Annotated in this window: 18 protein-coding genes, 1 tRNA gene and 1 riboswitch; of the genes, 10 read left to right on the forward strand and 9 right to left on the reverse strand. The window is 66.4% G+C overall.

Annotated features, from left to right (window positions below):
- Nucleotides 1–53 precede the first annotated feature (53 nt).
- Nucleotides 54–1,382 (reverse strand): UDP-glucose dehydrogenase family protein, encoded by a 1,329-nt coding sequence (locus CIHUM_RS09965; RefSeq protein WP_035000203.1) that lies wholly within the window; start codon nt 1,380–1,382, stop codon nt 54–56.
- Nucleotides 1,383–1,572: 190 nt separating this feature from the next.
- Between CIHUM_RS09965 and CIHUM_RS09970 the strand changes: the two genes are divergently transcribed.
- Nucleotides 1,573–2,784: a Fic family protein gene (locus CIHUM_RS09970; protein ID WP_035000204.1), complete on the forward strand. Its 1,212-nt coding sequence runs from the start codon at nt 1,573–1,575 to the stop codon at nt 2,782–2,784.
- 38 nt (nt 2,785–2,822) lie between these two features.
- On the opposite strand, the gene dcd is transcribed toward CIHUM_RS09970, so the two are convergent.
- On the reverse strand, nt 2,823–3,386 hold the full coding sequence (dcd, locus tag CIHUM_RS09975) for a dCTP deaminase (RefSeq protein WP_035000205.1): 564 nt from the start codon (nt 3,384–3,386) through the stop codon (nt 2,823–2,825).
- 61 nt (nt 3,387–3,447) lie between these two features.
- Here dcd and CIHUM_RS09980 point away from each other — a divergent pair.
- Nucleotides 3,448–3,518, forward strand: a tRNA-Gly gene (locus CIHUM_RS09980).
- Nucleotides 3,519–3,522: 4 nt separating this feature from the next.
- Here CIHUM_RS09980 and CIHUM_RS09985 read toward each other — a convergent pair.
- On the reverse strand, nt 3,523–4,110 hold the full coding sequence (locus CIHUM_RS09985) for a hypothetical protein (RefSeq protein WP_035000207.1): 588 nt from the start codon (nt 4,108–4,110) through the stop codon (nt 3,523–3,525).
- Between the two features lie 16 nt (nt 4,111–4,126).
- A riboswitch (SAM riboswitch) is annotated at nt 4,127–4,263 on the reverse strand.
- 77 nt (nt 4,264–4,340) lie between these two features.
- On the opposite strand from CIHUM_RS09985, the gene CIHUM_RS09990 reads away from it, so the two are divergent.
- On the forward strand, nt 4,341–5,162 hold the full coding sequence (locus tag CIHUM_RS09990) for an alpha/beta fold hydrolase (RefSeq protein WP_243427185.1): 822 nt from the start codon (nt 4,341–4,343) through the stop codon (nt 5,160–5,162).
- 149 nt (nt 5,163–5,311) lie between these two features.
- Nucleotides 5,312–6,835: an HNH endonuclease signature motif containing protein gene (locus CIHUM_RS09995; protein WP_051106528.1), complete on the forward strand. Its 1,524-nt coding sequence runs from the start codon at nt 5,312–5,314 to the stop codon at nt 6,833–6,835.
- A 46-nt stretch (nt 6,836–6,881) separates the two neighbouring features.
- Here the strand turns inward: CIHUM_RS09995 and CIHUM_RS10000 are convergent, their stop codons facing one another.
- Complete coding sequence (locus CIHUM_RS10000; RefSeq protein WP_051106545.1) at nt 6,882–8,537, reverse strand: VanW family protein; 1,656 nt, start codon at nt 8,535–8,537, stop codon at nt 6,882–6,884.
- 127 nt (nt 8,538–8,664) lie between these two features.
- Entirely contained in the window at nt 8,665–9,873 is a 1,209-nt protein-coding gene (locus CIHUM_RS10005) for a glycoside hydrolase family 3 N-terminal domain-containing protein (protein ID WP_074432074.1), read from the reverse strand.
- A gap of 79 nt (nt 9,874–9,952) precedes the next feature.
- Between CIHUM_RS10005 and CIHUM_RS10010 the strand changes: the two genes are divergently transcribed.
- Together CIHUM_RS10010 and CIHUM_RS10015 are read left to right on the forward strand one after the other, a co-directional pair.
- Entirely contained in the window at nt 9,953–10,162 is a 210-nt protein-coding gene (locus CIHUM_RS10010; protein ID WP_035000326.1) for a DUF2613 domain-containing protein, read from the forward strand.
- Between the two features lie 15 nt (nt 10,163–10,177).
- The gene (locus tag CIHUM_RS10015; protein WP_051106529.1) at nt 10,178–13,075 is read left to right on the forward strand and encodes an alpha-(1->3)-arabinofuranosyltransferase domain-containing protein; all 2,898 of its coding nucleotides are present in this window, start codon (nt 10,178–10,180) and stop codon (nt 13,073–13,075) included.
- On the opposite strand, the gene CIHUM_RS10020 is transcribed toward CIHUM_RS10015, so the two are convergent.
- Entirely contained in the window at nt 12,982–14,034 is a 1,053-nt protein-coding gene (locus CIHUM_RS10020; RefSeq protein WP_273680213.1) for an acyltransferase family protein, read from the reverse strand. The genes CIHUM_RS10015 and CIHUM_RS10020 overlap by 94 nt on opposite strands.
- A gap of 37 nt (nt 14,035–14,071) precedes the next feature.
- Between CIHUM_RS10020 and CIHUM_RS10025 the strand changes: the two genes are divergently transcribed.
- The 4 genes from CIHUM_RS10025 to CIHUM_RS10040 all read left to right on the forward strand — a co-directional run bounded on the left by CIHUM_RS10025 (nt 14,072) and on the right by CIHUM_RS10040 (nt 17,325).
- On the forward strand, nt 14,072–14,725 hold the full coding sequence (locus CIHUM_RS10025) for a porin PorA family protein (protein WP_035000210.1): 654 nt from the start codon (nt 14,072–14,074) through the stop codon (nt 14,723–14,725).
- The gene (locus CIHUM_RS10030) at nt 14,709–16,133 is read left to right on the forward strand and encodes an MmpA family trehalose lipid delivery protein (protein ID WP_035000212.1); all 1,425 of its coding nucleotides are present in this window, start codon (nt 14,709–14,711) and stop codon (nt 16,131–16,133) included. Before CIHUM_RS10025 ends, CIHUM_RS10030 begins: the two co-directional genes overlap by 17 nt.
- A gap of 162 nt (nt 16,134–16,295) precedes the next feature.
- On the forward strand, nt 16,296–16,532 hold the full coding sequence (locus CIHUM_RS10035) for a three-helix bundle dimerization domain-containing protein (protein WP_035000213.1): 237 nt from the start codon (nt 16,296–16,298) through the stop codon (nt 16,530–16,532).
- A 340-nt stretch (nt 16,533–16,872) separates the two neighbouring features.
- Nucleotides 16,873–17,325, forward strand: a complete 453-nt coding sequence (locus tag CIHUM_RS10040; protein WP_035000214.1) for a DIP1984 family protein — start codon at nt 16,873–16,875, stop codon at nt 17,323–17,325.
- Here CIHUM_RS10040 and CIHUM_RS10045 read toward each other — a convergent pair.
- From CIHUM_RS10045 to CIHUM_RS10055, 3 genes are read right to left on the reverse strand one after another with little or no spacing between them, the layout of a single operon-like run.
- Entirely contained in the window at nt 17,300–18,364 is a 1,065-nt protein-coding gene (locus tag CIHUM_RS10045) for a glycosyltransferase family 4 protein (protein WP_035000215.1), read from the reverse strand. The genes CIHUM_RS10040 and CIHUM_RS10045 overlap by 26 nt on opposite strands.
- A complete protein-coding gene (locus CIHUM_RS10050; protein WP_051106530.1) occupies nt 18,361–18,771 on the reverse strand; it encodes a PIN domain-containing protein in 411 nt (136 codons plus the stop codon). The genes CIHUM_RS10045 and CIHUM_RS10050 overlap by 4 nt, the downstream gene beginning before the upstream one ends.
- Entirely contained in the window at nt 18,746–19,036 is a 291-nt protein-coding gene (locus CIHUM_RS10055) for a type II toxin-antitoxin system Phd/YefM family antitoxin (protein WP_051106531.1), read from the reverse strand. Before CIHUM_RS10055 ends, CIHUM_RS10050 begins: the two co-directional genes overlap by 26 nt.
- Nucleotides 19,037–19,071: the final 35 nt, after the last annotated feature.

Below are 19,071 nucleotides of genomic sequence, written 5' to 3' on the forward strand. Positions count from 1 at the left end.
AAATACTAAGACGGGCACACCCTGCAGGTATGCCCGAATTAGGTACTACGAAACTACAGGGTCCGACCCAGGGCGCGGAGCTGCCAGCCAGCGTTTTGCCAGTCGGTGACGTTGAGGACGTTTCGGCCGTCGATAAGCAATTGCTTGTCGACGAGCTCCGCCGCCCACCGCGGATCCATCTCCTTGAACTCTTGCCATTCGGTGGCGAGGATGACCAGCTCCGCGCCGCGCAGGGCGTCTTCGAGGCTGACGGCGTAGTCGAGGGTGGGGAAAACCTTGCGGGCGTTGTCCATGCCCTGCGGGTCGTAGACGCGCACGCTCGCTCCGGCGAGCGAGAGCTGACCGGCCACGGCGAGCGCGGGCGAGTCGCGCACGTCGTCCGAGTTCGGCTTAAACGCCGCACCGAGCACGGTGATGTTGCGGCCGATCACACTGCCGAGCTCCTCGCGGGCTAAGTCGATCACGCGCTGGCGGCGGCGCATGTTGATCGCATCCACCTCGCGCAGGAAGGTCAGTGCCTGATCGGCGCCGACCTCGCCGGCGCGTGCCATGAACGCGCGGATGTCCTTGGGCAGGCAGCCGCCGCCGAAACCGAGGCCGGCGCCGAGGAACTTCCGGCCGATGCGGTCGTCGTAGCCGATGGCGTCCGCAAGCTGGGTCACGTCCGCACCGACGTTCTCGCAGACCTCGGACACGGCGTTGATAAACGAGATTTTCGTGGCGAGGAAGGCGTTGGCGGAGACTTTCACCAGCTCCGCGGTCTGCAAATCCGTCACGATAAACGGGGTGTCGTTTTCCAGCGGGGTGGCGTACACCTCGCGGGCGATCTCCTCCGCGCGGGAGTTCTCGGCGCGGTGCCCCAGTACGATGCGGTCCGGCTCGATGGTGTCTTTCACGGCGTAGCCCTCGCGGAGGAACTCCGGGTTCCAGGCGATCTCGACGCTGGCCTTGTTGCCGTTGGCGGCGGCGAGTTTGTCGGCGCGCCCCTGCAGGGCGGCAGCGGTGCCGACCGGCACGGTGGACTTGCCCAGGATCAGGTGCTCGCCCTCGAGCTGGGGCACCAGGGCGTCGATGACGGCCTCGACGTAGCGGGTGTCCGCCGCGTACGAGCCGCGCTGCTGCGGGGTGCCCACACCGATGAAGTGGACGTTGGCGAAGGCGGCGGCTTCGGCGTAGCTCGTCGTAAAGCTCAGGCGCCCTGCCTCGATGTTGCGCTCGAGTACCTCGGGAAGGCCCGGCTCGTAGAACGGCACTTTGGAGTTCTTCAGCGCCTCGATCTTGGTTTCGTCAACGTCTACGCCCAGCACCTCGTGGCCGAGTTCAGCCATGCACGCCGCATGCGTCGCGCCGAGGTAACCAGTGCCAATCACAGTCATCCGCATAAGTGGCCATTATGCCGTGGAGCGGCGAGGTCGGCAGAGTGAGTAATGTGTGCATATTTTTAGCAGCGGAAATTCATATGCTCCTCGCGGTCTCTATTTTTCAAAATCGTATTTTTTGCAAAATAGATAGATGGAGATTTCGCTAAAATCCCAGAATTGAAGATTCTGACCTGTAAAGGACGCTCTGGAAATGGACAACTACAAAAACCTGAAGACAGTGTTTCACAAATCCCCAGACGGCCAACGGGCTGCAGAGGCGGAGTACATCTCCCGATTTTCATCCCCAGCTGCGCTTCATTGGGACTTCACAGTAGGCAAACATCAACTTTTCGCGGTACTAACTGCGGAGATTCAGTCGCTTTTGGAGCAGGTCTGGAGGACGGAGCTCCGAATTTCCCACAAGTGGTCCACGCTTCCAGGCGTAGCAGGTAGCCACTACCTGACTGGCCTGCTCATTGAGGAAATCAAAGCGACCAATCAGATTGAGGGCGTGCATTCGACCCGTAAAGAAATTGCGGAAGCTCTAACCCGCCCCTCAACCGGACCGCATAAGCGTTTTCGCGAAATGGTTGCCTTCTACGAGTCGCTGCTTAACCCTAATGATCGACCAGAGTTCCCGCGGACTCCCGCATCCCTCCGCGCTGAATACGACAAGTTACTTGCGAAAGAAATCGATGAAGCGGATCGTCCCGACGGGCAATTGTTCCGAGCAGGAACAGTAGAGATTCACGATGGCATGAAGGGAGTTCACAAAGCTCCCCTCGGCGAAGACAACATTGAAGAGCGCATGCGGACGTTCCTAGACACCCAACAAGATGAAACCCATGTCCTCATCAACGCGCTCGTCGGCCACTTCATCTTTGAGTACACTCACCCGTTTTACGACGGTAACGGCCGTATGGGACGCTTTCTTCTCGCATTCAAGGCCCTCGAGGTCCTTTCTCCACCGACCTCGATGTCCCTCTCTCACCAGTTCTCGCTCCAGAGGAAGAAGTACTACGCGGCTTTCGTAGAGACGGAAAACGCGATGAACTACGGGGAGGGAACTTTCTTCCTCAAAGCCATTCTCGAGATGCTGATCGATGCTCAGAATGACCTGGAGACATCACTGGATCAAAAGCATTCCCAGTTACGTAGTTTGCAGGAGGTTTTATCCTCGGTAAATCGAGACGAATACGAACGCGACTTACTTTTCTTAGCCGCGCAGGCATTTCTTTTTAGCCCGGAGCTCCCCTTCCCCCTCAAAGAAGCAGTTTCAGCAATGGGGCGCTCTTGGAACACCGTCCGACCCGTTGCAGAACGCCTGGAGGCGGAGGGCCTAATCCAATCCGCATCCAAGCGTCCGCTCACGCTCGAACTCACTTCTCAGGGCCGTGAATACTTGCGTTTGTCAGAGTACTGAGCGGGGTAGGCCTTTGGCTCGTCGATAAGCAAAAGCCCCTACTGGAAGTTCAGGTACGCCTTCGACGGGGTGGGGCCGCGCTGGCCCTGGTACTTCGAGCCGAGCTTGCCAGAGCCGTACGGGGTGTCCGCGGGCGAGGTCATGTTGAACAGCGCGAGCTGGCCGACCTTCATGCCCGGCCACAAGACGATGGGCAGGTTGGCCACGTTGGACAACTCGAGCGTGATGTGGCCGGAAAAGCCCGGGTCGATGAAGCCCGCGGTGGAGTGCGTGAGCAAGCCCAGGCGGCCCAGGGAGGACTTGCCCTCCAAGCGGCCGGCCAGGTCCGCGGGCAAGGTGAAGCACTCGAGGGTGGAGGCGAGCACGAACTCGCCGGGGTGCAGGACAAACGCGTCGCCGTCCGGAACCTCGACGAGCGTGGTCAGATCCGGCATCTCCTGCTTCGGGTCGATGTGCGTGTACTTCGAGTTGTTGAAAACGCGGAAGAACTTGTCAATGCGCACATCGATCGAACTCGGCTGGATGAGCTCGGCATCGAATGGGTCGATACCGAGGTGGCCGGAGTCAATGGCATCGCGGATGTCGTGATCTGAAAGCAACACGAATCAGAGTGTACTTCCCTGTTTTGGGCCGCGATTCCGTGGTGCTAAAGTTGTCAGAGCTGCCGGCGTAGTTTAGTGGTAGAACATCAGCTTCCCAAGCTGAGAGTGCGAGTTCGATTCTCGTCGCCGGCTCTCTTTATGCCTCCGCTGTGCACGGTGTCAACGGCCTTTTGCTCAGCATCACTGCGCGGTACCTCCCATCTTCTGTTCTAAAGCGCAGGATGGCCCACTCCGGGTTGTACTCCTCCGCCCGCGCGAGCTCCTCCGGATTGTGGTTGTAGCCCGTGACGGTCTCCTCCCCCACCGCGCTGCGGAAGCGGAAGGTCAGCTTGGTAGCGTCCTGCTCCACTGCCTCGACGGGGAACCACAGGTACTTCTGGTTCATCGCCCGCAGCACCGGGATGTAGTGGTTGTCGTGCCCCTCGGCCTGCCTGTCGCACTCTTCGAACGTGCACTCGCGGCGTTCGGCGGGCTGCTTGGGCAGCGGGACGGCGGCATCCCCTACGCGGACGGCGCCCGCTGTCGGCGAGTAGTCGAACTTCGGGCCGGTGTTGCCCACGAACCGGGCAACCTCCATGGGGCTGTCGAACTTTGCGACGACACTCTCGCCCGTCTCATCGAGCGTGAACGCAAACGTGGTTCCGCTCATGTGGGCGAGGGTGGCCGGGGTCCAGTCGGTGGGCATGGAGGACGGGGTGGACATTTCTGGCATGTCGGAAGACATGGTTGATCTCCTTTGAGAATCGCACTTCCGGCGCGGCGGTTGCGCGTGCCGGCGGATCTTCTCCCGGGGGCACCGTGCGCGATATGCGCGGTTGCCAGCCGACGAGCCGGGAGGCTTTGCCCCGTTGCGGCGGGGCCGTCGGACTTCGTGATCCGCACCGGACAATAACAGACCGCTTGGTCTACTGCAAGTGGGGCCAGAGGACGTCGATAAGCAATATGCTGAAAAGGATGAAACTCAGCAGCGCGATGATGACACTGGCGGCCGGGTACGGAGCGGTGCGCGGGCTGCAAAACCGGCCGGCAATGCCGTTTAACGACCGGAATTTCCAGCCCGAGCACCCCACGCCGGTGATGTACGTACATGGCATTAACTCGCGCACCGCAGCGTTTGAGTCGAACGCTCAGAGGCTGCGCGAGCAGGGGTTTTGGGTATGGGGGTACGACTACGGCGACATGATTGCGCCGGGGTTCTTCGGCGCCGGCGACCTCAATTCCATCGTCGGCGACGTGGAGGACCACGTGGACCGCGTACTGCGGAAAACCGGGGCGGAGCAGGTGGATATTGTGGCGCACTCGCAGGGCGCGCTGATGACCAAGCTGTTCATCTCGCGCGGGGGTGCGGCGAAGGTGCGGCGCGTGGTGGCGATGGGCGGCAACTTCCACGGCACAGACTTCCGCGGGCTAGCCGGGCGGATGGGCGAGATCGCCTCGAAGCACCCGCGCCTCACCGCGCTGTTCGCCCCGGGAGCGGCGCAGCAGCTCGCTGGTTCCGCCTGGTTGCGCGAGTTCGCGAGCGGCCCGGACACCGTGCCGGGAATCGTGTACACCTCCATTTACTCGCCGGCGGACACCGTGGTCACGCCCGCGTCCGCGTCGATGCTTCAGGCCGCGCCGGGGGCGGATGTGGCGAACATCGACTCCGGGCAGTGGTACGACGGCTACGCGCCCTACCACGCGCTCATGCCGCGCGATCCGCTCTACGCGGAGCTCACCGCGTGGGGGCTGCTACGCGACGTGGGCGACCATGTGCCGCCTGCAAGTTTCGACTGAGCGCGATGCTTATCGACGGGCTAAAGTTGCTGGCTAGCTAGGTTAGTTCGAACGGTTGTTCGTGTTTTGTGTGGTCATGTCGGAGGCGTGTCGTAGCGTGTGCATTGTTCATTCGTTGACGGTGCGTTTCCGAAGGGAGGGATGCGGCCATGACCACCGTGATTGACCACCACGTGGATCAGCTCGTCGATAGCCTGAAGGCGCTCGAGGCGCTCATGATGCAGCCCGAATCCCTCCACCTACTGTCCACGCACCAGGCGATGGAGCGGCTGCACGCGGCGCTGCCGCTGCTATCCAACGCGAACATCGCGTTTGCGCACCTCTGCGAGCGCGACGGGGCGGGCAAGCTAGTCGGCGCGAACCACCCTGTGGAGTATCTGACCAAGCAGCTCGGGCTCCCCCGAGCCGACGCCTTTAGCCTGCTCAACCAAGCGAAGACGATGTTCGGCGAGGTAGAGGTGCCGACGCCGCCTTCAGATCCGCTCATGGACGAGGAAGACCGCAAGAAGCAGGCCGAGGAAGAGGAGCGCCGCAAGGAAGAAGCGCGCAAGGCCAAAGAGCGCGCCCGGAAGGCGGCCGCGAAGGCCAACGCGGAGAAAAAGCGCATCATCGAACGGGCGCTGATGCAGCTCAACGAACACTCGGACCCGGGCCACGACGAAATCTACGCGCAGGCGCTCGAGGCCGCGGAAACGATGTCCGCGGAGGAGCTGCGGAAGTACGTGAACAAACTGGTCAAGCGCGCCAACCGCAAAGGCCGGGACTACGAAGGCAAGAAGGACCCGCTCGCCGCGTTTAAAAAGCGCACCATGACCTTCGGCGAGGAGGACTCCGACGGCGGTTCCTGGGGGCAGATCTACTTCGACAAAGCCAGCCGCGCCGCGTTCGAGGCCGCGCTAGCCGCAGGCGAGTCACCCGGGGCGAACCTGCCTCCCGGCGCCGAGGACAAGCGCACCCGCGGGCAACGGCGGTTCGACCAACTCATGGACATCGTTAACGACCACGCGAACTCATCGGCCGTGGCGCGCAAGGGCATCGGCACCGTGGTGATGACGCTGACGTTAGACGACCTCATGGGCGCGGACGCCTACACCGAGTTCGCCACCAACACCTCCGTGTCCTTGACCGCTCTGGACATGGTCCGGCTCGGGCTAGCGGGCGACTCGTTTGCCCTCCAGCTGGACTCCTGCACCGGGGTACCACTGTCCCTCGGGCGGGCGCGGTTGGCCAGCGTGGAGCAGAAACTGGTGCTGTTGGCCATGCAGCAGGTGTGCGCCTGGACCGGATGCACCAAGCCGGGCGTGGAACTGGAAGCCCACCACATCCAGTCGTACCTGCACGGCGGGCTCACGGACCTGGAAAACCTTGTCCTCCTGTGCCGCGAGCACCACATGTGCAACAACGACAACAGGGATGGCGCCGGCGGCAAGGGATATTTCGACAAAGACCCCTCCACCTGGGACATCACCCACCACCCCGCCGACGGTGGGCCACCGACACCAACCGCCACGCATCAGTACCAACAATCGCCTGGTCAGAGAACTATTCGGCGGGTGCGGAAGAAATACCCCGCGTTCGACGACCCGCCGAACCAGACCACCACCGATCCTCCGTTATTTGATCTCGGCGATGGGTCCAGGGCCGGCCCCGACCGGGGCGGAAACACAGCGTGAAAGTTGGACGCGCGGCGTGGAATGCCGCGCGGGGTACCTCAGCGTGCTAACCGCAACGCACGATCGGCTGCGGGTCGTACACCGTGGTCTGGGTCTCCCGGTTGAGCTCATTTCCGGCGAGGTCGTAGATGATGCGAGTGTCGGACGTAGTGAACCCCGGCGCGCCCGATGACGGCACGCAGCTCGACCCGGAAACGTTCACCGGCTGCGGCTGCGTCTGCGCCCACCGGCCACCGTTGACAGACTCGACGGTCACGGTCTTGACACCCATCAGGCTCACCGTGACCTCCCCACCGCCGACACTGGTGGCAATGCGCACCGGGTACGGACTGTCGTTGCGGAACTGCAGGTCGATCGCACCCTCGTACACGGTCGCCTCGCGGCCCGCCGGGTAACGGGAGATGTAGTAGGAGTGCGGCATGTGCGCCACATCCGTCATGCCGGCGAAGTAGGAGGCGTTATACAAGGTGGTGGCGAACTGAGAGATGCCGCCGCCGACCGCGGTATCCGCGCGCCCGTTGAGGATGATGCCGGACTCCACGTACCCCTGCGCGGGACCGCGCGGGCCGGTGTAGCCGTTCAGGGAAAACGTCTCGCCCGGGTTCACAATCGCGCCGTTGACGGTCTGGGCCACCAGCTCAATGTTGGTGCCGGACGCGCCCGAGTAGCCGCTGGTGGTGAACGAGCCGACCACGTCGTTGAAGGTGGCGTTTTGCGCCTGTTCGGTGGTGAATTGCGCGGGCACGTCCTTGTACACCGCGTCCCACGCACGGGGTTCGCTGCCGGTCAGCCGCTTTTCAAATCCGGCGAGGGTGGCATCCCAGTCCACCACGGATCCGTCCACGGACGGCTCGACGCCGCCGCCGGCCAGCACGCGGGCATTTTTGCCCTCCACCTCGGTCTCCGCAAGCTGGTCGCCCAAGATGGTGCGCGTGGCATCGAGGTTCACGTCAGGTGTGATGCGGCCTTCCACCGCGGGGAACTGCACGATCTCCCCGATGCGGTCCTGCGGCACCGCGGCGGCGACGCCGTCCTTGCCGGTGACGGTGATCGGGCCGTCCAGGGCGGCGCGCACGGGGCCGCCGAGCGCGGCCTTCATGGCGTCGTCGTTGACCGCGGGCTGCGTCTGCGACGGCTCCAACTCGACACCGTCTGGGTTGAGCCAGCCGGTGGTGACCTCGTCGCGCAGGGCGGCGCGGTCCACGTCCTGGCCCAGCTTCGGATCGGTCGTTTCGGCCTTGCCGCCCTGCACACGGATGGTGCCGTCGATGGGGTCCACGTGCAGCTCTTCAACCATGCGGTCGAGCTGGCCGCCCAGGGCTTTGTCGTCGACGGTCGGCACGACGTCCACTTCTCGGGTGGTGAACAACCCGCGGAGTCGGTCCACGGGGTTGGCGGTCTCGATGCCGGCGGCGTCCACCGTGGCGTCGAAGTCGATGCCCAGGCCCGACTTCGCAGGGATAAACTCGGTGGACTTCTCCCCCGCCTTCACGGGCACGGCCTTGTCGGCGACACCGCCGAGTTCTGCTTGGAGCTTCTCGCGCGCCTCATCCGGCGCCATCGCACCGATGTCCACGCCGCCGACCTGGGTACCGCGGGGGACGTTGCCCCGGTGGGTGGCCAGGTCCGCCAGGTAGATCGCAAGCGCCACGGCGAGGATGCCCAAAAGCACACCTAGCGTTATTTTCGTGCCGCGGCCCATCACGCCCGGCCCGCCCTTGGCGGTGCCGGCGCGGCCCTTTCTGTGCGAGGTTGCCTTCACCGTAGTCACGCGCCCCACAATAATGCAGATCTTTGATCCCTCATAGCCGCGGGAGCGTGAGAAACGCTTACAACCCCACGTCGATGAGCTGCTGCTGCACCCTGGTCGCTGCCTCGTCCACACGGGCTTCGGGGATGTAGCCCTGGTGGACGCACCACACGATGTGGTCGATGATGCCCGGCAGGTCCGCGCCCGAGGACCACAACGCCTGGTCCGCACCGGAACCGATTGCCCTGGCCACAGCGTCGCGGGTGGGGGCATAGTCCAGGATGCCGCGCATGCCGGATAGGTCGTCGGTGACTACAACGCCTTCGAAGGGCACGCCGCCGGGATAGTCGCCGGTGCGCAGCAGCCGGTAGGTGTCCGGGTTCATGGAGCTGGGCACGCCGTCCGGGCCAAGGCTGGGGACGATCATGTGCCCCATCATCACGCTGGCGCGCGGGAACTGTTCCAGCAGCGGGCCGTAGGGGCGCAGGTCCAGCTCGCGCATCTGGTCCAGCGGCGGGGTGACGGCCAGGTGGTGGTGCGTGTCCCCGGAGGCGCGCCCGTGGCCGGGGAAGTGTTTGAACGTCGGCGTGACCCCGGCGTCGATAAGCCCCTGCGAGAATAGCCCTGCCACGCGCACGACTTCGTCGGGGTTGCCGTGGAAGGAGCGGTCGCCCACGATGTCCAGGCCGTTGAGGTCCAGGTCCAGCAGCGGCGCGTAGTCCACGTTGATGCCGTGGGCGCGTAAGGAGCGGCCGATGTCGTAGCCGGTGCCGCGAATTACCTCGGGCGGCTGCCCGGCGAGCGCGCGCGGCGGCATGAACTCGCCGAGTACGGGGGTGTGGCGCTGCACGCGGCCGCCTTCGAAGTCGATGGCCACGCTAAACGGCCGGTGGTACTGAGCGCGCAGCGCGTTGATGTCGCGGCCCACCTCGGTCAGCAGTGCCGGGTCCGCCCAGCTGGGGATAATCAAACCGCCGACGCCTTGGTCCAGCGCGAACCGAGCCTGGTCGTAGTTGGCCACGCCGACCACCATGAGCGAGGCGACCTTTTGCCGCAGCTCGTCCGGCACACGCTGCTGCGCAGGCGTTAAGGGCGCGGGCGCCGCCGGGGGTTCAGGTGGCGCCGGCATCTCGGGGGCTTGTTGCTTCTCGACGTCCTCACGGTCCGCCCCCGCAGTCTCCAGGGCAACCTCAGCAGCGTTGTCCTCTGACTGTTCGGCGCATCCGGCGAAGGCGAACGTTGACAAGAACGCAAGTGCGAGCATCGCCGCACCTGTCCGAGCCCGCATGCGCCTGTCCCCTTGTCAGCTGTTTCAACACTGTTTCAAACCACAGCCACTGTACCCGCTGCTGGTAGGCTTCTCCGACATGTCCCATCGAGTATTTGCCCTGCCGGCGTCGCTTGCCCGGCGCGCCACCGCGCCCGTGTTGGCCAGCACGGTCGTCGGCGTCGTACTCGGTGTTGTGGGGGTGCTCGGCATCGCGTCCGTGTCCGGCCAGTCCACGGTGCCGCAGGGCACGGCGGTGCCGGCGGATGAGGCGGTGCTGGGCGGGCCGGAGTACGGCTCGAGGAAGTAGGCGCTCGTGCGGGGGATGCGCGCGCACCTCGCGGGCTGGCTGGTCCTGCTCGTTGTTGTGCTTGCACAGCCGCCGGGGCAGGTCGCGGCGGACACCAAGTTCGACCTGGTTGCCGCCCCCGGTCGGTTTTTGCGCCGCGCGACCCACGCGTACACGGACGAGTTTCCGCTGGGCCAGGTGCAAAACCAGGCGTACGGGTATTTGTTCCCGCAAGGGCCGTTCTTCCTGGTGGGGGATCTACTGGGCGTGCCGGATTGGTTGATCCAGCGCGCGTGGTGGTGGCTGTTGCTGTGCCTGGCGTTCTCGGGCGCGCTGACGCTGGCGCGGCGCGTAGGCATCCGTGGCACGTTCCCGCAGGTCCTCGCGGCGGGGCTCTATGCGCTGAGCCCGCGCATCCTGACCACGCTCACCGCGATCTCCTCGGAAGCGTGGCCGGTGGCGCTGGTGCCGTGGACGCTGATCCCGCTGACGCGTCGCACCCCGCGGGTGGCGCCGGCGGTGGTGGCGGTGGCGTGCATGGGCGCGGTCAACGCTACCGCCACAATCGCCGCCTGCTTGCCGGCGTTTGTGCTGCTGATCGCCCGGCGCTCCTACGCGGCGGCGGGCAAGTTCGTGCTCGGCGCGGCGGCGGTGTCGGCGTGGTGGATTGGGCCACTGCTGGTGCTGGGGCGATACTCCCCGCCGTTTACAGGCTTCATCGAGTCTGCCCGCGTGACCACCGCGTGGCTCAACCCGGTGGAGATTCTGCGTGGCACCACCAGCTGGACTCCGTTCGTGGACACGGAGCGCGCCGCCGGCCACCTGCTGGTGGCGGAGCCGACGTTCGTCATCGCCACCTGTCTCGTCGCCGCCGCTGGGCTCGCGGGCCTGGCGCGCCGGGACATGCCGTGGCGCGGACCGTTGCTCGCGGTGTTCGCGGTGGGCTTCTGGGTGCTCGGTTCCGCGCACATGGGCACTTCGCTTTACGACGGTGCTCTCGCCCCCTTCCGCAACTTGCATAAATTCGACCCCCTGGTTCACCTGCCGCTCGCGCTCGGTGCCGGGCATGCGGCCGCGAAGGTGAACCGCCCCAAGGCCGTCGGCATCACGCTCGCCGCCGTCGTGGCGGTGGCACCGGCGTGGTCGCTGCGCCTGCTTCCGGAAGGCACCTGGACCGAGGTGTCCCAGGACTGGGTAGCCGCGGGTCAGTGGTTGGACGAGCACGCCGCCGGCACCCGCACGCTTGTGGTCCCTCCGGCGTCGTTCGCGCGGCAAACGTGGGGGTGGACGCGCGACGAGCCGATCCAGGCGCTGACCCAGGCGAAGTTCGCGTTCAGGGACGCGGTGCCGCTGGTGGACCCGGAGGCGATTCGGGGGTTGGAGGGGCAGGCGGAGCTCGTCGATAGGCAAGCGCTGCGGTCCATCGGCGTGGGCGCGGTGGTGGTGCGCCGGGACCTTGAGCACCAACCTCCAACGCCGAGCCTGGGCGAGCCGGACGCGAGCTTCGGCGAGGTGGACGTTTTCCTGCTGGACCCGCATGCGGACGTGATGGAGACGGAGCGCGAGCCGGTCGCGGTGGACGGCGGCGGCGAGGTGTTGCCGCTTCTGTGGCGCGAGCTCGGCTACTTCCCGGCACGCCTGGCCAGCGGAAATGCTGATGTTGTCACCGACACCCCGGCGCTTGCGGTGCGCAATTACGGCACCATCGACGGCCAGTCCGGCCACCTCGCCGCCGAGTGGGAGGACGCCACGGTGCGCAACCGGGTGAAGGACTACCCGTCTGCGGGCACGCGCACTGCGGTGACAATGGACGGCTTCGCCCGCGCGTCTTCGTCGGCCGCCGATGCCGGTGCGTTCGGCGGCCCCGACGCATCGAAGTCGCTGACCTCCGCCTTCGACGGTGTGAGCGAAACAGCCTGGTGGCCTGCGCCCGGCGACGCGCGCGCCTGGATCGAATTCCAATCGCAGCAGGAGCACGTCACCATCGCCGCCACCGCGGACACGACGGTGCAGCTGTGCGACGGGCACGGTCATTGCCGCAGCGTCACCCTAGTGAAAGACCAGCCGCGCAGGCTCACCCGCGGCGACGCCACAATCCTGCAGCTGACGGAGCCGGTGGGCATCCGCGAGCTCGACGTGGGGGTCACGCGCATGGTTGAGGTGGAGGGCACCGCGGACCGCTATTTCTTCCAGCGCCACTTCCCCGCGCACACCGTGATCCAGCGCCGCTTCACCACCGCCGAGGACGCCACGTGGCAGCTCAGCGCGCCTGCCACCATCGACGGCGAGCGCCGCGTGGGCAGCGTGTTCTTGAAGGCCGGCACCCACGAGCTGTTCACACGCGCGGACACGGTCATGCTCTCCCGCGCGCCCCTGCCGAACCGCGCCGGCGACAGGTTGATCCTGACCACCCGCGCGTTCAACGACGGGCTTCGCGCCACCCTCGGTGGCACCGAGTTAGAGCCGGTGCGTATCGACGCCGGCGCCCAAGCCTTCCGCGTCCCCGAGGGGGCAAACGGCGAGTTCCGGATGCGCTTCGCCGGGGACAACGCCTACCGCTACTCGCTGATCTTCGGCGGGGTATTCAGCCTGCTCGTGCTGGCGCTGTGTTTGTGGGTGCCGTGGCGGCGCGAAGACGACACCCCGTACATGCCGAAGCCCAACGGGAACTGGGCGCCGACTGTCGCCGTGATCGCCTCGTTCCCGTTCCAGGGCCTGGCGGCGGTGGCGCTGGCGTGGGTGGTGCGCCGCTTCACCGTGTTGCCGATGCACCGCGTCGCGGCCGCCGCCATGGCCCTCTGCGGGCTCGTGCTGACGCGGGCGGCGTGGCCGGCGGCGAACTACGCCGGTTCCTCCACCTTCTTGGTCGTGGCCGGCCTGTTCGCCGTGGCGTGTCTGACCAGCCGCGCGCCCGGCACCTCCACCAGCTCGTAGGAGATGTACGCCACCGCGGTACTCGCCAGCACGGTGGCCACGTACACCAGCACAAAGTGCCCCGAAAACATCGGCACCCCGAGTACGGGGAAGACGAAGTACAGCACCGCCATGTGCCACAGGAACACCGAGTAGGACCAGTGGCCCAGGGTGCACATCACCCTCGACGACAGCACCGTGCCGCGCTCACGCCGCCCCAGCGCGAATGGCGCAACGACCAGCGCCGCGAACAACGCGCCCAGCAGCACACGCACGTTGAACTCGGCCGGCGACGGGTGCTCCAACCCCCGCGGGCCCACCACCCCACCGACCCACGCCACTGGCAGCGCCAGCGGCGCCACCGGCCAGCGCGGGCCGGCGTAACGCACGCCGGCGCGCTCCAGCTCCGCCAGCACGAGCCCCACCGCGAACCAGGGGGCGTACGACGGCGGCCAGATCTGCATGTTCACCACCGCCGGGTCTGCGATACCCGCCACTGCCCACGGCCACGCCAGCCCCAGCAGCACCGACCCCGCCAGCGCAACGCGGCGGCCTCGCGGCCCGAGGCGTAGGTACAACGGCAGCACCAGGTAGAAGGCGGCTTCGACGCAGAGCGACCACATCTGCGTGAGCCCGTCGATAAGCGAATGCGGCACGTAAATCTGCGCAAGCAGCACATTCGCTGCGACCTGGCCGAACGTCACCCCCGCGAGCGGCGGCAGCGCGAGCAGCACCACAACCACGCACACGAGGTACGCGGGCGCAAGGCGTGCGATGCGGCGCGAGTAGTAGCCCTCCCGCCGTCCGCCGCGCGCCAGCAAAAACGCCGAGAGCGCGAAGAAGACAGCCACGAAGTAGTCGAAGCGCTCCAGCACCGCGGAGCCGGTGGCGGTCTGGAACGCGACGTGCGTGGCCACGATGCCGTAGGCGGCCACGGCGCGCAGCCCGTCGAGCTCGGGCAAAATGGCGGGTCTGTTCACGATGGCGCAAGTCTAGCCACCCGGTAGGGTGACACGGGTGAACCTGCGACGCCGACTTGCCGCCTGCCTAGGCATCATTGTCGTGTGCGCCGCGTTGAACCTCGCGTCCCCCATCGTGATTGCGCAGCAGCGCACACTTGATCCGGGCGAGTACACTATGCTTTTCGACGGCACTTCGCCCCGCACCCGCACCATCGCGCTGTCCAAAGCTCCGAAGAGCCTGGACGCGGTGGTGACGCTGGACGGCGACGAGGTGGACGCGTTTCCCATCGACCCCTCCACCGCCTTTCCCGCGAAGGAGCGCGCCGGGCTGGGGCCGCTGCTGCCCTACCGCCCGGAGCGGCGCACGTACCCGCTGTTCGATTCCACGTCCGGGGAGGATGTCGGGATGGACTACCTGGGCCCCGGTTCGGTGCAGGGGTTGGACACGTACAAGTACTCGGCCGCGCTTTCGGACGGGTGCGTGCGCACCGTTGATGCGGAGCGGCGCACCGGCCGCATCCTCGACGAGGTATGGGACTGCGGCGCCGACCAGTGGGTGCTTGCCGACGAGACCAAGGCGGCGCAGGTTTCGGCGGCGGGGCGCGAGGTGGCGTGGCTGCGCGGGCTGCAGGTGATGTCGGTTATCACGCGGATCATCGCCGCTGCGGCGTTCGTGGCGGGCCTGGTGCTGTATGCGCGCCGCCGTTAACCGCTTCTGGGCGCCGGTCTACGGCGCGCTGCTGGTGGTGGCGCTGACCTGGCCGTTTTTGGTGCCCGGCAAGGCGTTCGCGCTTCGCGACATGATGGTGTTCGACTCCATGGCGCTCACCCGGGCGTCGCTCGGCTGGGGCGATCTGGCCGCGCGCAACGTGCCGCAGGACGCGCTTTTGGGGATCCTGCCGTGGCCGGTGGCGTTCCTGCGCGTGTTCATGGTCGCCGCCGCCGGGTGCGCGGCGTGGGCGGGTTTTAGGCTCGGCCGCAGCACGTTCGGGCAGGCGGCGGCGATGACGGTGGCGGTGTGGAACCCGTTCGTGGTGGAGCGGCTGCTGCAGGGGCAGTGGTCGTTGGCCGCGGCGGCATGGCTGCTGCCGCTGGTGGCGTTGGGCCTGGTGCCAGCGTCCGGCCTGGCGCACTGGTTGGCATCACTGACCCCCACCGGTGCGCTGGCGGCGGCGTGTTTCGCCCGCGGGTGGCGCGGGGTGGCGGTCAGCGTGTGCACCTGCCTGCCGTGGGTGGTGGCCGGCGTGTTCGCCGGCACGGAAGGCACGTCCTCGGCGGCGTCCGTCGGGGCGTTCACGCCCCGCGCCGAGGCCCATGCGGGCACCCTCGGCTCCCTGCTGGGCCTCGGCGGGATCTGGAACGGCCAGGCGGTGCCTACCTCCCGCGAGCTCGGGTTCGCGCTGTTCGGCGTGGCACTGTTTGCCCTACTTGCGCTGTCGTGGCGGGCGGTGCCCCGCCACTTCGTGCTGCTGGCGGCGCTGGGGTTCGCGGTGGCGCTTGCGTCCTGGGCGGGGCTAACCGCACCACTTGTCCAGTATTTCCCGGGCGGTGGGTTGCTCCGCGACGGCCAGAAGTGGCTCATCCTCGCCATCCCTGCCTTCGTCGCTGCCGCCGGTGCGCTCGAGCCTCGGCGCGCACTCGCTGCCGCCGCGTTCGCCCTGCTGCAGGTCCCGGACGCGCCGCTCGCTCTCGCTGCGCTCACCCCCACCACCGTCGAGGTCCCGGCCGTTGACCACCGCGGCCGCGACGTCTTCTTCGAATCGCGCCCCGCGCTTTTGCCTCTCGACGGCCACCCAGTCGTCGACCCCGCCCCCAAGGCAATGAACGTGGTCGAATCCGGGGCGCTCACAGTCGACGGGGTGGCGGTAGACCCGCCGTCGCTGCGCTGGTCGGCGGCGCAGGCGGCCCTCGATGACCACGACCGCCTGCGCGAGCTGGGCGTCGGCGTGGTGATGCGCGCCGACGGTTCCGTAACCGAGACGGGCGCACCTGCACGCCCGCTGCCGCCTGTGGGTGTGGCGTTGTTTGCCCTGTGGTGCATGGTGCCATGGCTGCTGTGTGACACGGATCACACCTACTCAGCCCGGCGCTCCTACCTGCGCGTTTCAGGAAATTAGTTGGCTTTTACCAATTAATGTGCACTTCCAATCATTGATGTCCTTGCACTGCTCGCCTCGCATCTCCTAAAGTGAACGCCAAGTTAACAACAGGTTGCGTACACGCGTAACCCCTGAGCCTAGAGAAGGAGCAGATACCGCTTCTGCAAGGAGGAACACACCATGGCTAACAAGATTGACTTCAGCATCATCCGCGAGCGTGCTCTGCGCAACATCCGCGAGGACCTGCTCGCCGAGTTCGCCGGCCAGTTCGACGCGCTCGAGATCAACGACGCATTCGATGCTGTCCTGCGCACCCACCGCAACTCGGCTGTGATCGAGGACTTCATCCCCGTCCTCGTCGAGGCCGAGATGCGCGACCGTCTCCGCGACGGCGAGCTGTTCCCCTCCGCGGCATAACACCGCATAACGCTCACACGCCCAGCCCCTTCCCAGCGGCTGGGCGTTTTGCTATCTTCAAACGACACTGTCGGTAGCGGCATGCTCGCCGGCATCCAGCGAACGTCAACCCCCGCGCCCGGGGCAAAGGGCGCACTCATGGCGCCTTGTGGCCGTATCAGGGCTGAAGCGGTTCGATTCCGCTCACACGCACAACGCATGCGGCCTGCACGACGCACACGGGCACGACCCCCACCACAGGGTTGCACCGAGCACTGTTTACTACCACGACGTTGGGGGTGCCGCGGACGCAGCCGCGAGGGTTGGGAACGGGGACAGCAACGTACAAGGAGGCACACACATGCTGCTCGCAGAGGCACTGGCGCGCCGCGCCGAGGCGCAGGACCGCCTGAACAAGCTGCAGGACCGCCTGGTGCAGGGCGCGATGATCCAGGAGGGCGACACGCCCATCGAGGATCCGGCTGCCATGCTCGAGGAGGCTGCTGGCCTGCTCCAGGAGATTGAGACGCTGGTGCGCCGCATCAACCACACCAACGCCCAGACCGCCTTCGAGGGCGCAACGCTCACCGACGCCATCGCGCGACGCGACGCGCTGCTGCGCTCCCGCCGCCTCTACGCCGCCATCGCCGACGCGGGCACCATGACAGGCTCGCGCTATTCCCGTTCAGAGGTCCGCTTCGTCCCCGCCGTGGACGTGAAAGCCCTGCGCGAGATGGCCGACAGCGCCGCGAAGGCGTACCGCGAGCTGGACACGAAGATCCAGCAGCTCAATTGGACAACACAGCTGCAATAATCCGCTCGAACTTTCGGCCGGTCTCCGCCCAGGAGAACCGCGCCGCCCACGCTCGCGCCGCAGGAGCCATTGCCTCTCGACGCCCCAAGGTCTCCCCCACAACCTCCCCAAACTCCTCACCAGGCTGCACCAGCCTGCCGGTCTCTCGGTCGCGGATAGAGTCCGCCACCCCGCCGGCGGACGCGTAGGCGACGGTGGGCACCCCGTGCTGCGCCGCCTCAATCACCGCAATCCCCCAGCCTTCTTTGCGCGAGGGCAAAAGGTGCAGCTCAGCCCGCTCCAGCAGGGCATGCTTGTACGGCTCGGAGACGTGCCGGTGGAAGACCACCTTGTCCCCGTACGGGGCGGCGTACTCGCGCAACTGGTCCTCCCACCAGCCGGAGCCGACCACGTCCAGCACGGCGCCGTCCATCCCCGCCACCGCGTCGATCGCCTCCTCGATGCGCTTGTGCGGCACTAGGCGGGAGAGGGTGACCAGGTGCAACCTTTGGTCGTCGTAAAGCACAGGCGTATGCGCCGGAACAGGGTCGACCCCATTTTCCACGATCGCGATGTCCGCCTCGCGCACCCCGAGCGCCACCAGGTCGCGCTTCGAGGCCTGCGACACCGTCACGTACTGCGCACCCCGGTACACCCTCGGCGCCACCTTCGCTTCAAGGAACCAACCAAGCCGCCGGATCAGCGGGCCCGCCACCGGCCACTGCTCCTTGTGGCAGTGGTGCGTCAGCAGCACCACGGGTTTGCGCGTGAACAGCCGCGCGAAAAAAGGGATCCCGTTTTGCGTGTCCACCACCACATCCGGCCGGTTTCGCCAGATCGACAGCGGAGCCGCAAGGTACACGCCGAACTTGCCGCCGGCACGCTCGTAGCGCACCCCGTTCCGCCTGGATCTGCGCGGCGCGTCCGTGTGTTTTGCGGTGCGGTAAATCACCTCGTGGCCCTGCGCCGCGAGGTACTCGCCGACGCGCTCGAGGTAGCGCTCCGACCCGCCGCCCTGCGGGTGGGTGGTGTCGCGCCAGCACAGAAGCAGTATCTTCATGGTGCGATGACCTCGAGCCCAACTTCGCGCGCCGCATCCGATAGCCGCATGTCGTAGGTGAGCACCGCATCCGACTCCAAGTCCAGCGCCGCCTGCAGGTGGATCGCATCCAGCGTTCGCAGGTACGGCATGGGCAGCATGCTCGCGCTGCGCAGCGTCGCCCGGTTGAGTTCCGCAAGCGAAATTCCGCGCAAGATGAGCGTGACCTCCCCCTGGGGCCTGCCCAAACGCACCGCCAGCCGCCGCAGCTCAATCTCGAGCAGGTCCGACGAAACTACCTCGCACTCGCCTGCCTCGAGCCAGAGTCGCATCGCCCGCGTGTGTGGCTCCGCTTTCAGCAGGCAGGCGATAGCCGATGTATCCGCATACACCCGCCGCATCCTAGAAGCGGTCCTCGCGCATGTCATCGAGCATCTCAGTCAACGGTTCGCCTTCCGCCGGCTCCACCGGAAGGTCCAGCCATCCGCCAACACGGGTGGCGGGCCGAGTGATGGTCAACCGCGGTTTCGGCTCGTCGAGGGGCACCAGCCGCCCCACCGGTTCGCCGTTGTTGGTGACCACGAAGCTGTGCCCCGCCCGCACCGCGCGCAGGATCCGCGCAGAGTCGTTGCGCAACTCGCGCTGCGATATTCTGCGTTCAACCAGCGATTCGTCGTATTCCGGCGTGGCCATGCACCGCACTGTAGCACGGTTGCTACGGTATGCAT

This window comes from Corynebacterium ihumii (assembly GCF_028609825.1).
GTDB classification, from domain to species: domain Bacteria; phylum Actinomycetota; class Actinomycetes; order Mycobacteriales; family Mycobacteriaceae; genus Corynebacterium; species Corynebacterium afermentans.

Bases quoted from the DNA above. Each gene is read 5' to 3' on its own strand.
- CIHUM_RS09965 (WP_035000203.1), bottom strand. From the start codon at position 1,382: ATGCGGATGACTGTGATTGGCACTGGTTACCTCGGCGCGACGCATGCG.
- CIHUM_RS10005 (WP_074432074.1), bottom strand. From the start codon at position 9,873: ATGCGGGCTCGGACAGGTGCGGCGATGCTCGCACTTGCGTTCTTGTCA.
- CIHUM_RS10040 (WP_035000214.1), top strand. From the start codon at position 16,873: ATGCTGCTCGCAGAGGCACTGGCGCGCCGCGCCGAGGCGCAGGACCGC.
- CIHUM_RS10010 (WP_035000326.1), top strand. From the start codon at position 9,953: ATGTCCCATCGAGTATTTGCCCTGCCGGCGTCGCTTGCCCGGCGCGCC.
- CIHUM_RS09990 (WP_243427185.1), top strand. From the start codon at position 4,341: ATGAAACTCAGCAGCGCGATGATGACACTGGCGGCCGGGTACGGAGCG.
- CIHUM_RS10045 (WP_035000215.1), bottom strand. From the start codon at position 18,364: ATGAAGATACTGCTTCTGTGCTGGCGCGACACCACCCACCCGCAGGGC.
- CIHUM_RS09985 (WP_035000207.1), bottom strand. From the start codon at position 4,110: ATGTCTTCCGACATGCCAGAAATGTCCACCCCGTCCTCCATGCCCACC.
- CIHUM_RS09970 (WP_035000204.1), top strand. From the start codon at position 1,573: ATGGACAACTACAAAAACCTGAAGACAGTGTTTCACAAATCCCCAGAC.
- CIHUM_RS10055 (WP_051106531.1), bottom strand. From the start codon at position 19,036: ATGGCCACGCCGGAATACGACGAATCGCTGGTTGAACGCAGAATATCG.
- CIHUM_RS10000 (WP_051106545.1), bottom strand. From the start codon at position 8,537: ATGGGCCGCGGCACGAAAATAACGCTAGGTGTGCTTTTGGGCATCCTC.
- CIHUM_RS09995 (WP_051106528.1), top strand. From the start codon at position 5,312: ATGACCACCGTGATTGACCACCACGTGGATCAGCTCGTCGATAGCCTG.
- CIHUM_RS10035 (WP_035000213.1), top strand. From the start codon at position 16,296: ATGGCTAACAAGATTGACTTCAGCATCATCCGCGAGCGTGCTCTGCGC.
- CIHUM_RS10030 (WP_035000212.1), top strand. From the start codon at position 14,709: ATGCGCGCCGCCGTTAACCGCTTCTGGGCGCCGGTCTACGGCGCGCTG.
- CIHUM_RS10050 (WP_051106530.1), bottom strand. From the start codon at position 18,771: ATGACATGCGCGAGGACCGCTTCTAGGATGCGGCGGGTGTATGCGGAT.
- CIHUM_RS10015 (WP_051106529.1), top strand. From the start codon at position 10,178: ATGCGCGCGCACCTCGCGGGCTGGCTGGTCCTGCTCGTTGTTGTGCTT.